This is a genomic window from Streptomyces sp. NPDC002698 (assembly GCF_042888945.1).
Classification (GTDB): Bacteria; Actinomycetota; Actinomycetes; order Streptomycetales; family Streptomycetaceae; genus Streptomyces.
The window spans coordinates 17521-29351 of sequence record NZ_JBIAQM010000019.1; the positions used below are offsets into that span (position 1 = coordinate 17521).

The 11831-nt window shown below is 71.6% G+C and carries 10 protein-coding genes; all 10 read left to right on the plus strand.

What is annotated here, in order from left to right:
• The first annotated feature begins 90 nt into the window (after positions 1-90).
• The 10 genes from ACFYW9_RS24955 (at position 91) to ACFYW9_RS25000 (ending at position 11794) form a co-directional block, all read left to right on the plus strand.
• Positions 91-1026: a carbohydrate ABC transporter permease gene (locus ACFYW9_RS24955; protein ID WP_389154377.1), complete on the plus strand. Its 936-nt coding sequence runs from the start codon at positions 91-93 to the stop codon at positions 1024-1026.
• Positions 1023-1925, plus strand: a complete 903-nt coding sequence (locus ACFYW9_RS24960) for a carbohydrate ABC transporter permease (protein WP_389154380.1) — start codon at positions 1023-1025, stop codon at positions 1923-1925. The genes ACFYW9_RS24955 and ACFYW9_RS24960 overlap by 4 nt, the downstream gene beginning before the upstream one ends.
• On the plus strand, positions 1922-3190 hold the full coding sequence (locus ACFYW9_RS24965; RefSeq protein WP_389154383.1) for a Gfo/Idh/MocA family protein: 1269 nt from the start codon (positions 1922-1924) through the stop codon (positions 3188-3190). The genes ACFYW9_RS24960 and ACFYW9_RS24965 overlap by 4 nt, the downstream gene beginning before the upstream one ends.
• Positions 3187-4029: a PmoA family protein gene (locus ACFYW9_RS24970; protein WP_389154386.1), complete on the plus strand. Its 843-nt coding sequence runs from the start codon at positions 3187-3189 to the stop codon at positions 4027-4029. The genes ACFYW9_RS24965 and ACFYW9_RS24970 overlap by 4 nt, the downstream gene beginning before the upstream one ends.
• Positions 4029-5594 carry a family 43 glycosylhydrolase gene (locus tag ACFYW9_RS24975; protein WP_389154389.1) on the plus strand — a complete coding sequence of 522 codons (1566 nt, stop codon included), beginning with the start codon at positions 4029-4031 and terminating at the stop codon, positions 5592-5594. The genes ACFYW9_RS24970 and ACFYW9_RS24975 overlap by 1 nt, the downstream gene beginning before the upstream one ends.
• A gap of 186 nt (positions 5595-5780) precedes the next feature.
• Entirely contained in the window at positions 5781-7178 is a 1398-nt protein-coding gene (locus ACFYW9_RS24980) for a sugar ABC transporter substrate-binding protein (protein ID WP_351874459.1), read from the plus strand.
• A 257-nt stretch (positions 7179-7435) separates the two neighbouring features.
• Positions 7436-8230, plus strand: a complete 795-nt coding sequence (locus tag ACFYW9_RS24985) for a rhamnogalacturonan acetylesterase (protein WP_389154394.1) — start codon at positions 7436-7438, stop codon at positions 8228-8230.
• A gap of 63 nt (positions 8231-8293) precedes the next feature.
• The gene (locus ACFYW9_RS24990) at positions 8294-9628 is read left to right on the plus strand and encodes a polysaccharide lyase family 1 protein (RefSeq protein ID WP_389154397.1); all 1335 of its coding nucleotides are present in this window, start codon (positions 8294-8296) and stop codon (positions 9626-9628) included.
• Positions 9629-9630: 2 nt separating this feature from the next.
• On the plus strand, positions 9631-10773 hold the full coding sequence (locus tag ACFYW9_RS24995; protein WP_389154400.1) for a pectinesterase family protein: 1143 nt from the start codon (positions 9631-9633) through the stop codon (positions 10771-10773).
• A gap of 1 nt (position 10774) precedes the next feature.
• The gene (locus ACFYW9_RS25000; RefSeq protein ID WP_389154403.1) at positions 10775-11794 is read left to right on the plus strand and encodes a pectinesterase family protein; all 1020 of its coding nucleotides are present in this window, start codon (positions 10775-10777) and stop codon (positions 11792-11794) included.
• The last annotated feature ends 37 nt before the right edge of the window (positions 11795-11831 follow it).

Sequence of the window (11831 nt, forward strand, 5' to 3'; positions counted from 1 at the left end):
CCACCGCACGTGGACGTGACCGACCCATGAGGTCGTAGCAAGCGCTTCCTGTACCCGCTGTACCTGCCCCACTGCGAACGGAGAACAGTCATGGCCCAAGCCGCAGCCGTGGCGAAACCGCCCGCGCCACCCCGGCGGCGCCGTGCCTCAGCGACCCCGCGCAGGCTTCCCTATCTGCTGATCGCCCCGGCGGCGCTGCTGATGCTGGGCTTCATCGCCTACCCCGTCATCAGCGTCTTCTACTACAGCCTGCAGAACTACAACCCGACCAAACCGTGGCGCAACGGCTACGCGGGCCTCGGCAACTTCACGCACGCCTTCACCGAGGACCCCCAGTTCTGGGACACCCTGGCCTTCAGCGCGAAGTGGGTCGTCGTCGAGGTGGGCCTCCAGCTGCTGTTCGGCCTGGCGCTCGCGCTGATCGTCAACCAGACCTTCGTCGGCCGGGCCGCCGGACGCGCCCTGGTCTTCTCGCCCTGGGCCGTCTCCGGGGTGCTGACCTCCGCGATCTGGGTGCTGCTCTACAACTCCCAGACGGGCATCACCCGTTACCTCGCCGACGCGGGCATGGGCTCGTACGGGACGAGCTGGCTCTCGGACACCTCGACCGTCTTCCCGGCGGCCGTGGTCGCGGACCTGTGGCGCGGAGTGCCCTTCTTCGCGATCCTGATCCTCGCCGACCTCCAGTCCGTCTCCAAGGACCTGTACGAGGCCGCCGAGGTCGACGGAGCCGGCCGCGTCCGGCAGTTCCTGCACATCACGCTGCCGCACCTCAAGGACGCGATCATCCTCTCCACCCTGCTGCGCGCGGTGTGGGAGTTCAACAACGTCGACCTGCTCTACACCCTCACCGGCGGCGGCCCCGCGGGCGAGACGACGACCCTCCCGCTCTACATCGCCAACACCAGCGTCGACGCGCACAACTTCGGTTACGCCTCGGCCCTCACCACGGTCGCGTTCGTGATTCTGCTGTTCTGCTCGATCGTCTATCTGCGGCTGAGCAAGTTCGGAGGCGGGGACAAGTGATCACCAAGGACGCCGGGACCATCGCCCCGGCCGCAATCGCCCCGCCCGTCGAGGAACCCCGCCCGCGCACGGCGAGGAAACGCCGCGCCTGGGACGAGGCCCCGCGCTGGCAGATCTACGTCCCCCTGGGCGGCTACCTCCTCTTCACCCTGGTCCCCTTCTACTGGATCCTGCTCTTCGCGCTGCGCCCCGCCGGATCCACCTCCCTCGTGCCCTGGCCCATGACGCTGGACCACTTCGACAAGGTGTGGACCGAGCGCAGCTTCGGGACCTACTTCCAGAACAGCGTGATCATCGCCGTCGCCACCCTGGTGATGACCACGCTCGTCGCCCTCGCCGGCGGCTACGCGCTCGCCCGCTTCGACTTCAGGATCAAACGCGGCTTCATGCTCGCGCTGCTCTGCTCCCAGTTCGTGCCGGGCGCCCTGCTCCTGGTCCCGCTCTTCCAGATCTTCGCCGAGCTCCGGATGATCAACTCGCTGGTCAGCGTCGTCATCGCCGAGACGGTCTTCCAGCTTCCGCTGTCGATGATCCTCATCAGCGGGTTCATCAGGAACGTGCCGTACACCCTGGAGGAGGCCGCCTGGGTCGACGGCTGCAACCGCTTCGACGCCTTCCGGATCGTCGTCCTCCCGCTGCTGCGGCCCGGGCTGATCGCCGTCGGCTCCTTCGCCTTCGTCCACGCCTGGAACCACTTCCTGTTCGCTCTGATGTTCCTCAGCGACCAGAGCAAGCAGACCATCCCGGTCGGCCTCAACACCCTGCTGAGCTCCGACAGCGTCGACCTCGGCGCGCTCGCGGCGGGCGGCATCGTGGCCGCCGTCCCCGTGGTCGTCGTCTTCGCCTTCATCCAGAAATGGCTGATCACCGGATTCAGCGCCGGGGCGGTGAAGGGATGACCGCCACCTCGCGCCGGAGCGGCGGCCCGCACCCCGGCAGCCGGCCGTCCGCGCCCGGCGGCCGGGCGACGACGGCCCCCGGGCTCCCGCGGCCGGCCGGTTCCGCCCGGGCGGGCACGACGGCCCGGCTCCCGCTGCCCGTCGTCCTCGCGGGCGCCCGGGGCCACGGCCGCTGGCACCTGGACAACATCCGCCGGCTCCAGGACAAGGGCCTGGTGCGCCTCGCCGGGGTCTGCGAGCTGACCCCGCTCACCGAGGAGGAGCTGGGCGGGCGACGCGTCGAGCAGTCCGCCGACTTCGGTGCCCTCCTCGACTCCACCGGCGCCGCCGTCGCGGTGATCTGCACCCCCATCCCCACCCACACCGACCTCGCGCTGACCGCCGCGGGCAAGGGCGTCCACCTGCTCCTGGAGAAGCCGCCCGCGCCGTCCTACGCCGAGTTCCGGCGGATGGCCGACGGAGTGGCGGCGGCCGGAGTGGTCTGCCAGATCGGCTTCCAGTCGCTCGGCTCGCACGCCGTGCCGGCGATCAGGGAACTGATCACCGAGGGCGCCATCGGCCGGGTGACCGGAATCGGCGGGGCGGGCGCCTGGGTCCGCGACGAGGCGTACTTCCGGCGCGCGCCCTGGGCGGGCAGGCGCCGCCTCGACGGCGTCGACGTCGTCGACGGGGTCCTGACGAACCCGCTGGCCCACGCCGTCGCCACGGCCCTCGCCCTGGACGGCTCGACCCGCGCCGAGGACGTCACCGGCATCCGGACCGAACTGCTGCGCGCCAACGACATCGAGTCCGACGACACCTCGTGCGTGCGGGTGACGACCACCGGTGGCCGGATCACCGTCGCCGCCACGCTCTGCGCCGAACGCCCCGGCGAACCGTACGTCCTGGTGCACGGCACGGGCGGCCGGATCACCTTCTGGTACAAGCAGGACCGGGTGCTCGTGCAGCGGTCCGGACACGGCCCCGAGGAGATCGAGTACGGCCGTACCGACCTGCTGGAGAACCTGGCCGGGCATCTGACGGGCGGCGCCCCACTGCTGGTCCCGCCCGAGTCGACGGGCGCCTTCATGAAGGTCGTCGAGGCGATCCGGCAGGCCCCCGACCCGGTCGCGCTGCCCCCGGACGCCTGGGAGACGGTCCCCGGCGAACAGCGTCGTGTCGTGCCCGGCGTCGACGGATTCGTCGCGGCCGCCGCCGACACCCTCGCCCTCTACTCCGAGCTGGGCGCCTCCTGGGCGCTTCCGAAAGAGGTGAGCACCCCATGAACGACGAATCGATGGTCTTGCGGATCGGTGGCCGCCCCGTCGCCCGCTACGTCACCCGGCCCGCACTCCCCGCCCGGCTCTCCCCGCGCCCGTACCTGCACCCCGTCACCACCCTGGCCGGCACCGCCGTCACCGAGCTCAGCCCGGCCGACCACACCCACCACCTCGGCGTCGGTGTGGCCGTACCCGACGTCGAGGGGCACAACTTCTGGGGCGGGCGCACCTACGTCCGCGACCAGGGACCGACCGAGCTCGACAACCACGGCGCCCAGCGGCACGCCGGCTTCCAACTGCGCGACCCGGACGGCTTCGTGGAGGAGCTGCGCTGGACGGCCGCGGGCACCGAACTGCTGCGGGAACGCCGTACGGTCGCGGCCGTCGCCCTCACCGACACCGCCTGGGCGCTGGACTTCACCTTCTCCCTCACGAACGTCACCGCGCGTGGTCTGTCGATCGGCAGCCCCGCCACCAACGGACGGCCGGGCGCGGCCTACGGAGGCTTCTTCTGGCGGGCCCGCAAGGAACAGGACGCCCCGCACGTGTTCACCGCCGACGCCGAGGGCGAGGAGGCCGTGCACGCGCGCCCCGCCGACTGGCTCGCCCTCGCGGGCTCCGGCTGGACGCTCGTCCTCGCCGGGGCGACCGGCGCGACCCGCCGTGACCCGTGGTTCGTCCGCACCGCCGAGTACCCGGGCGTCGGCTCCTCCCTGGCCCATGACGAGCGGCTGGCCGTCGAGGCGGGGGAGACGCTCGTACGCCGGGTCGTCACCGTCGTCGCCGACGGCACCCTCGACCGGAGCGGGGCCGCCGCGCTGGTCCGCAAGGCGGTGAGCCCCTGATGGCCCTGCCCTCCGCCGACCTCGGTGACGGCACCTACCGCAACCCCGTCCTCGACGCCGACTGGTCCGACCCCGATCTGCTGCGCGTCGGCGACGACTTCTACCTCACCGCCTCCAGCTTCGGCCGCGCCCCCGGCCTGCCGCTGCTGCACTCCCGGGATCTGGTGAACTGGACCCTCGTCGGACACGCTCTCCAACGCCTGGAGCCCGCGCACGAGTTCAGGAACCCCAGGCCCGACTGCGGAGTGTGGGCCCCCGCGTTGCGTCACCACGACGACCGGTTCTGGATCTTCTGGGGCGACCCCGACCACGGCATCTTCCAGGTCAACGCCCCGCAGATCAGAGGCCCTTGGACGCGACCGCACCTGGTGAAGGAGGGCAGAGGGCTCATCGACCCCTGCCCGCTGTGGGACGAGGAGAGCGGCGAGGCGTATCTCGTGCACGCCTGGGCCAGGTCCCGTTCGGGAGTGAGGAACCGGCTGACCGGGCACCGGATGCGCCCCGACGGCACCGGGCTGCTCGACGAGGGCAAGGTGATCGTCGACGCCGACCTGATTCCCGGCTGGTTCACCCTCGAAGGGCCCAAGGTCCACCGTCACGACGGCTGGTTCTGGATCTTCGCGCCCGCCGGGGGAGTCGGGACCGGCTGGCAGGGTGCCTTCCGTTCCCGCGGCTTCTTCGGGCCCTACGAGGAGCGGGTGGTGCTGGAACAGGGGGACACCCGGGTCAACGGCCCGCACCAGGGCGGCTGGGTGCGCACGGCGGCGGGCGAGGACTGGTTCGCGCACTTCCAGCAGCGCGGGCCCTACGGGCGGGTGGTCCACCTCCAGCCGATGCGCTGGGGCGAGGACGGCTGGCCGGTGCTCGGCGACCGGGGCACCCCCGTGGCCGTACACCGCAAGCCCGACCTGCCGTCCCAGCCGCCGTCCGCACCCGCCACCGACGACGACTTCCCGGGCGGCCGTTTCGGGCGCCAGTGGCAGTGGACCGCCAACCCCCAGGACGGCTGGGCCACCCAGCACTCCGGCGACGGACTCCGGCTGACCTGTGTCCGTACGGCGGACGCCCACGACCTGCGCCGACTGCCCCATGTCCTCACCCAGCGGATGCCGGGCGCGGCCGCCACCGTCCAGGTCGACCTGTGCCTCGACAGCGAGGAGCCCGGGGCGCGGGCCGGGATCGCGGTGCTCGGGGACGCGTTCGGCTGGATCGGCCTCCAGCGCGGGCCGGACGGATCGGCGCTGCTCGTGCACCGGTTCGCCGAGACCGCCGCCGTCGGGGCACCCGCCGTGCGCTCGGGGCGGTGCGAGGGCGAGCGTGACGCCGCTCCGGCACGCCCGGCGCCCGAGGGCCGGGCCCGGCTGTGGATCGAGATCGGCGCGGGGGCCCGCTGCCGTTTCTCCTACGACGTCGGCGGCGGCCGGCAGCCCTCGGGGCAGGTCTTCGCCGCCACGCCCTGGCGCTGGGTCGGCGCCCTGCTCGGCCTGTTCGCGCTCGCGCCGTCCGGCGCGGGCCACGCGGGGGCCGCCACGTTCACGCGTTTCCGTGTCACCCCGACCCCCTGAGGGTCCTCGTCAGCCGTCGTCCGTCGTTCGTCCGCCTTGGGAGCCGCAATGAAGCACCTCCGTAGCAAGCGCTTGCCGGATGGGGAGGGAAGGGCGCGTCCCTTCCGGAAGCAGCCGGGCGCCGATCTCCGAGGACACCGCACCGAGCCCACCAACCCGTTGGAACCAGGAGAAGAGAGCCGAGCGATGAAGAGAAGCCCACTCGAGAGCAGCCCACTGGAGACCGGTTCCCCGCGGGCCGGTACGCCGAAGACCGGCCCGCGGGGAGCCCGGCGTGCCGCCGTGGCCGTCGCCCTCGGATCCGTGCTCGCGCTGACCGTCACCGCCTGTGGTGACGACGGCAGCGGCAGCGCGGGGGACAAGGGGACCGAGGGTTCGGGCAAGGGCGAGATCACCTTCTGGGACAACAACGGCGGTGTCCGCACCGACATCTGGAAGCAGATCATCGCCGACTTCGAGAAGAAGTACCCGGACATCAAGGTCAACTACGTCGGCATCCCGGCGGCCAGCGCCCAGTCCAAGTACGACACCGCCATCCAGGGCGGCGGCCTGCCGGACGTCGGAGGCGTGGGCACCGCGATGCTCGCCGAGGTCGCCGTCCAGGGGGCGCTGGAGCCGCTGGACAGCCGGATCGAGAAGAGCGCGCTGAACGGAAAGCTGAGCCAGAACCTGCTCGACGTCAGCCGGGCCGCGGGCGGCGGAGACACGCTGTACCAGGTGCCGACCTCCGCCAACAACGGCACGCTCTGGTACCGCACCGACCTGTTCAAGGCGGCGGGCCTGGACGAGCCGGCCTCCTGGTCGAAGTTCTACGACGCGGCCGCGAAGCTCACGGACACGGGCAGGAACAAGTTCGGCTTCACCATCCGCGGCGGAGAGGGCTCCATCGCCCCGGCGCTGGACGCGGCGTACGGCCAGACCGGCATCACCTCGTTCTGGAACGGCGACAAGACCACCGTCAACGACCCGAAGAACGTGGCGGCCCTGGAGAAGTACGTCGCCCTCTACAAGAAGTCCACCCCGTCCGCCGACGTCAACAACGACTTCACCAAGATGGTCGCGCAGTGGGACAGCGGCACCATCGGCATGCTGAGCCACAACCTCGGCTCCTACCAGGACCACCTGAAGGCGCTGGGCGCCGGCAAGTTCCGCGGCATCCCGAATCCCACGCTGGACGACGGCACGCGGGTGCAGATCTCCAACCCGGTCGACGGGCTGAGCCTGTTCAAGTCCGGCAAGAACAAGGCGGCCGCCTGGAAGTTCATCGAGTTCGCGGTCTCGGCGGCGGAGAACTCCAAGTTCAACGAGTCGGCCGGTCAGGTTCCGGCGAACACCGACGCGGCGAAGGACGCCTGGATCCAGCAGGCCGAGCCGACCAAGCTCGCCGCCGAGGCGCTGAACGGAGCCGGCACCAAGATCGTGCAGCTGCCGTACTACCTGCCCGACTGGAACACCATCTCCAAGGCCGACAACGAGCCGAACTTCCAGAAGGTGCTGCTCGGCAAGATGAGCGTGAAGGACTTCCTGGACACGCTGGCCGACCAGCTCAACAAGGCGCAGGCCGACTGGAAGGCCCACCACTGACCCGGTCCGCCCGCAGGGCCCGGCCGTGGCGCGCGTCGCGCCGCGGCCGGCCCGGGGGTCCGGCGGCTGTCTCCGCACCTCCGTCGGAACCTCAGCCGGAATTTCCGCCTGGTCGTCAGCCGGAACCTCCGTCTGGCCCTCTGTCGGAACCTCCACCTGGTCGTCAGCCGGAACCTCCGTCTGGTCCTCTGCCGGAACGTCGGGCGGGACCTCCCGTGGAAAGCTCAGCCGAACCCTCTGTCGAAAGGCGCACACCCGTGTCCCTCACGCGCAGACAGGTCACCTCGGCGGCCGTGGCCGCATTGCCGCTCGCCGCCGCCGCGGCGGGCCCCGCGCTCGCCGCCCCGCACCGCCGGCCGCGCACCCTCCACATCGCCGGCGACTCCACCGCCGCCCAGAAGTACGCCGACGCCGCACCCGAGACCGGGTGGGGCATGGCCCTCCCGTTCTTCCTCCGCGAGGACGTCGTGGTCGCCGACCACGCGGTGAACGGCCGGAGTTCGAAGAGCTTCATCGACGAGGGGCGCCTCGCCGCGATCCTCGACGTGATCCGGCCCGGCGACCTCCTGCTCGTCCAGTTCGGGCACAACGACGAGAAGAGCGCCGACCCGACGCGCTACACCGAGCCGTGGACGACGTTCCAGGACTGCCTGCGGCAGTACGTCGCCGGGGCGCGGGCCCGGGGCGCCCGGCCGCTGCTCGCCACCCCGGTGGAGCGCAGGAAGTTCGACGCGGACGGCAACGCGGTGCCGACGCACGGCGACTACCCGGCGTCGATGCGGGCGCTCGCCGCGGACGAGCACGTGGCGCTCCTCGACATCCAGGCCCTGTCCATCGCGCTGTGGCAGCGGCTCGGCGTCGAGGAGACGAAGAAGTACTTCAACTGGACCGCGACCGAGCAGGACAACACGCACTTCAACCCGCCGGGTGCCATCGCCGTGGCCCGTCTCGTCGCGGCCGGACTGCTGCACCGCCGGGTTCTCGCGCCCCGGGACGTACGCCGTCTCGACGCGGAGATACCGGAGTCCTGGATCACCTGGCCGCCCGCCTGAGTCCCTGAGTCCCTGAGTCCTTGAGTCCTTGAGTCCTTGAGCCGAAGGAAAGAGAGCCGCACGATGAACACTCGGAAATGGCATGCACATGCCACAACATGGAGCGTGGCCGCCACGCGGAGAACGGCCGCGCTGATGGGCTGCACCGCCCTCGTGCTCGCCGTCACCGGCACCCCCGCCCAGGCCCGGTCCCAGTCCCGCGAGCCCGCCCGGCAGACGCTCGCCGCGGGCGACGGCTGGGCGTCCGACGGGACCGGCACCACCGGTGGCTCGGCCGCCAGGGCCGATCGGATCCACACGGTGACGACCTGGGCGGAGTTCAGGGCCGCGCTCGCCGCCGACGGCAGCGCGCCGAAGATCATCAAGGTCAAGGGCACGATCGACGCCAACGCCGACGGCTGCGACTCCTTCGCCGCGCCCGGCTACGACTTCGACCGCTACCTCGCCGACTACGACCCCGCGGTGTGGGGCTACGACCAGGTGGTCAGCGGCGAGCAGGAGGATCTGCGCGCCGCCTCCGCCGCCAACCAGGACACCGCCATGAAGGCGTACGTCCCCGCCAACACCACCATCGTCGGGATCGGCCGCGACGCCGGCATCAAGGGCGCGAGCCTGCAGATCAAGGACGTCGACAACGTCATCGTCCGCAACCTCGCCTTCGAGAGCCCCCTCGACTGCTTCCCGCAGTGGGATCCCACCGACGGCGACACCGGCAACTGGAACTCCGAGTACGACAGCGCGGTGGTCTACGGGGCCACACACGTCTGGCTCGACCACAACACGTTCACCGACGGCGACCACCCGGACAGCTCGCTGCCGACGTACTACGGCCGGATCTACGAACAGCACGACGGCGAACTGGACATCGTCAAGGGCGCCGACTACGTGACCGCCTCCTGGAACGTCTTCGCCGACCACGACAAGACCATCCTGATCGGCAACAGCGACAGCGCGGCGACCGCCGCCGTGGACCGGGGCCATCTGAAGGTCACCCTCCACCACAACCTGTTCACCGGCCTCGTCGAGCGCGCCCCCCGCGTCCGCTTCGGGCAGGTGGACTCCTACAACAACCACTTCGTGGCCGACTCCACCTACGGCTACAGCTACGGCATCGGCATGGAGTCCCGACTCGTCGCCGAGCACAACGCGTTCACGCTGCCGGACTCGGTCAGCGCCGCGCTGATCCTCAAGAAGTGGAAGGAGGCGCCGCTGACCGCGGCCGACAACTACGTCAACGGCGTACGCACCGACCTGATCGCCGTGCACAACGCGGAGATCCCGGCGGAGACGCTCCAGTCCGGTGCCGGATGGACACCGGTCCTGCGGACGAAGGTCGACCCGCCGAGGGCCGTTCCCGGCATCGTCGACCACCATGCGGGCGCCGGAAAGATCTGCTGACCATGGCCGGACACCCCGTCAGCAGAAGGGCGTTCGTCGCCGCGAGCACCGGAGCCGCACTGGCTCCCGTGCTCGCGGCCCCCGCCCGCGCCACCGGGCGCCCGCCCTTCGGACGCCACGGCTCGCCGTCCGCGCGGCGCGACGCGAGGACGCTGTACGTCCATCCCGGCGGCCTCGGCGACCACACCACCGTGCAGGCCGCCGTGACCGCCGCGACCGGCGCCGGATTCACCCTGGTCATCGCGCCCGGCGTGTACCGCGAGACGGTCTCGGTCGGAGCCGTGGACCCGGCGACCGGCCTGCCCGGCGCCGCCGGCTCCGAGATGACCTGGATCGGCGCCTCCGGCGACCCGCGTGACGTCGTCGTCGTGTACGACAACGCCAACGGCACGCCGAAGCCGGACGGTTCGGGCACCTACGGCACCACCGGGTCCGCGACGACCACGGTCCGCGCCGACGGGTTCACGGCCCGCTCGGTCACCTTCGCCAACGACTGGCTGCGCGCCGACCACCCCGGGATCACCGGTACCCAGGCCGTGGCGGTCAAGGTGCAGGGCGACCGCTCGGCGTTCCACCGGTGCCGCTTCCTCGGCCACCAGGACACGCTGTACGCCGACACGATCGCGCTCGGCACCTTCGCCCGGCAGTACTACCGGGACTGCTACGTCGAAGGGGACGTGGACTTCGTCTTCGGGCGGGCGACGGCGGTCTTCGAGCACTGCCACTTCCGCACCCTGGACCGCACGGACCTGGCCGGCGCCCCGTACGGCTTCGTCCTCGCGCCGTCCACGGCCGTCGCCGACCCGCGCGGATACCTGGTCACCCGCAGCCGGATCAGCAGCGCCGCGCCGGACGCGTACTACAAGCTGGCCCGCCCCTGGGTGCCCGGTTCGGACCTCACCGCCCGCCCGATGCTGACCGTCCGCGACACCCGTCTGGACGCCGGCATCGACGCGGTGGCGCCCTACACGAACATGTCCGCCGCCTATCCGTGGCAGAGCCAGCGCTTCGCCGAGTACCGCAACACCGGGCCGGGCGCGGTGATCACCGTCCCGGAGAACCGTCCCCAGCTCACGGACGAGCAGGCCCGTTCGGCGACCCGCGAGGCGTATCTCGGCGACTGGACTCCGTGGAAGGGGTGCTGAGATGCGCAGGCGAACCCTCCTCGCCGGTCTGGCGGCGTCGGTCACGGCCGCGGGCACGGCCACGGCCGCCGCCCACGGCCGCCGTGTCCTGCACGTGCGTCCCGGCGACTCGGTCCAGGCCGCCGTGGACGCGGTGGACGGTCCCGGGCAGACGATCGTCGTCCACCCGGGAACGTACCGCGAGGTGGTCCGCGTCCCCGCCGACAAGCGGGAGCTGACGCTCCGTGGTGCCACCCGTGACCCGCGCGACGCGGTCGTCGTCTTCGACCGGGCGAACGGCACGCCGCTGCCGGACGGCTCCGGGACCTACGGGACCGCGGGCTCGGCCACCTTCACCTCGGCGGCTCCGGGGCTGACCGTGCGCTGTCTGACGATCGCGAACGACTGGCTGCGCGCGGACCACCCGGAGATCACCGGCACACAGGCGGTCGCGGCCTGCGTCACCGGCGACCGCTCGTACTTCGAGCGGGTGCGGCTGCTGGCCCACCAGGACACGCTGTTCGCGGACACGACGGACCTGGCCGCCTTCGACCGGCACTGCTACCGCGACTGCCACATCGAGGGCGACGTCGACTTCGTGTTCGGCCGGGCCACCGCCGTCTTCGAGCGCTGCCGCTTCCACACCCTCGACCGGGACGTCTCCTTCAAGCCCGAGGGCATGGTCTTCGCGCCGTCCACGGCCCGCGCGAACCCCCACGGCTTCCTCGCCGTCGGCGGCCGCGTCACCTCGGGCGCCGAGGACGGGGCGTACAAGACCGCCCGGCCCTGGGTCCCGTCGTACGAGACCACCGCGTGGCCCTCGCTCGTGGTCCGCGGCTGCGAACTCGGGCCCGGTATCGACGCGGTGGCGCCCTACACCGACATGCGCGCGGCCTACCCGTGGCAGTCCATGCGCTTTCGCGAGTACCGCAACACCGGACCCGGCGCGGTGATCACCGTCCCGGAGAACCGTCCCCAGCTCACGGACGCGGAGGCCGAGCGGCACACCCGTGCCGCCTATCTCGGCGACTGGCGCCCGTGATTCCCCCCGTTCCCCTCCCCAGCACGACGAAAGGACC

Coding starts and splice junctions, on each gene's coding strand:
- ACFYW9_RS24965 (WP_389154383.1), top strand. CDS start 1,922: ATGACCGCCACCTCGCGCCGGAGCGGCGGCCCGCACCCCGGCAGCCGG.
- ACFYW9_RS24995 (WP_389154400.1), top strand. CDS start 9,631: ATGGCCGGACACCCCGTCAGCAGAAGGGCGTTCGTCGCCGCGAGCACC.
- ACFYW9_RS24970 (WP_389154386.1), top strand. CDS start 3,187: ATGAACGACGAATCGATGGTCTTGCGGATCGGTGGCCGCCCCGTCGCC.
- ACFYW9_RS24980 (WP_351874459.1), top strand. CDS start 5,781: ATGAAGAGAAGCCCACTCGAGAGCAGCCCACTGGAGACCGGTTCCCCG.
- ACFYW9_RS24955 (WP_389154377.1), top strand. CDS start 91: ATGGCCCAAGCCGCAGCCGTGGCGAAACCGCCCGCGCCACCCCGGCGG.
- ACFYW9_RS24990 (WP_389154397.1), top strand. CDS start 8,294: ATGAACACTCGGAAATGGCATGCACATGCCACAACATGGAGCGTGGCC.
- ACFYW9_RS25000 (WP_389154403.1), top strand. CDS start 10,775: ATGCGCAGGCGAACCCTCCTCGCCGGTCTGGCGGCGTCGGTCACGGCC.
- ACFYW9_RS24975 (WP_389154389.1), top strand. CDS start 4,029: ATGGCCCTGCCCTCCGCCGACCTCGGTGACGGCACCTACCGCAACCCC.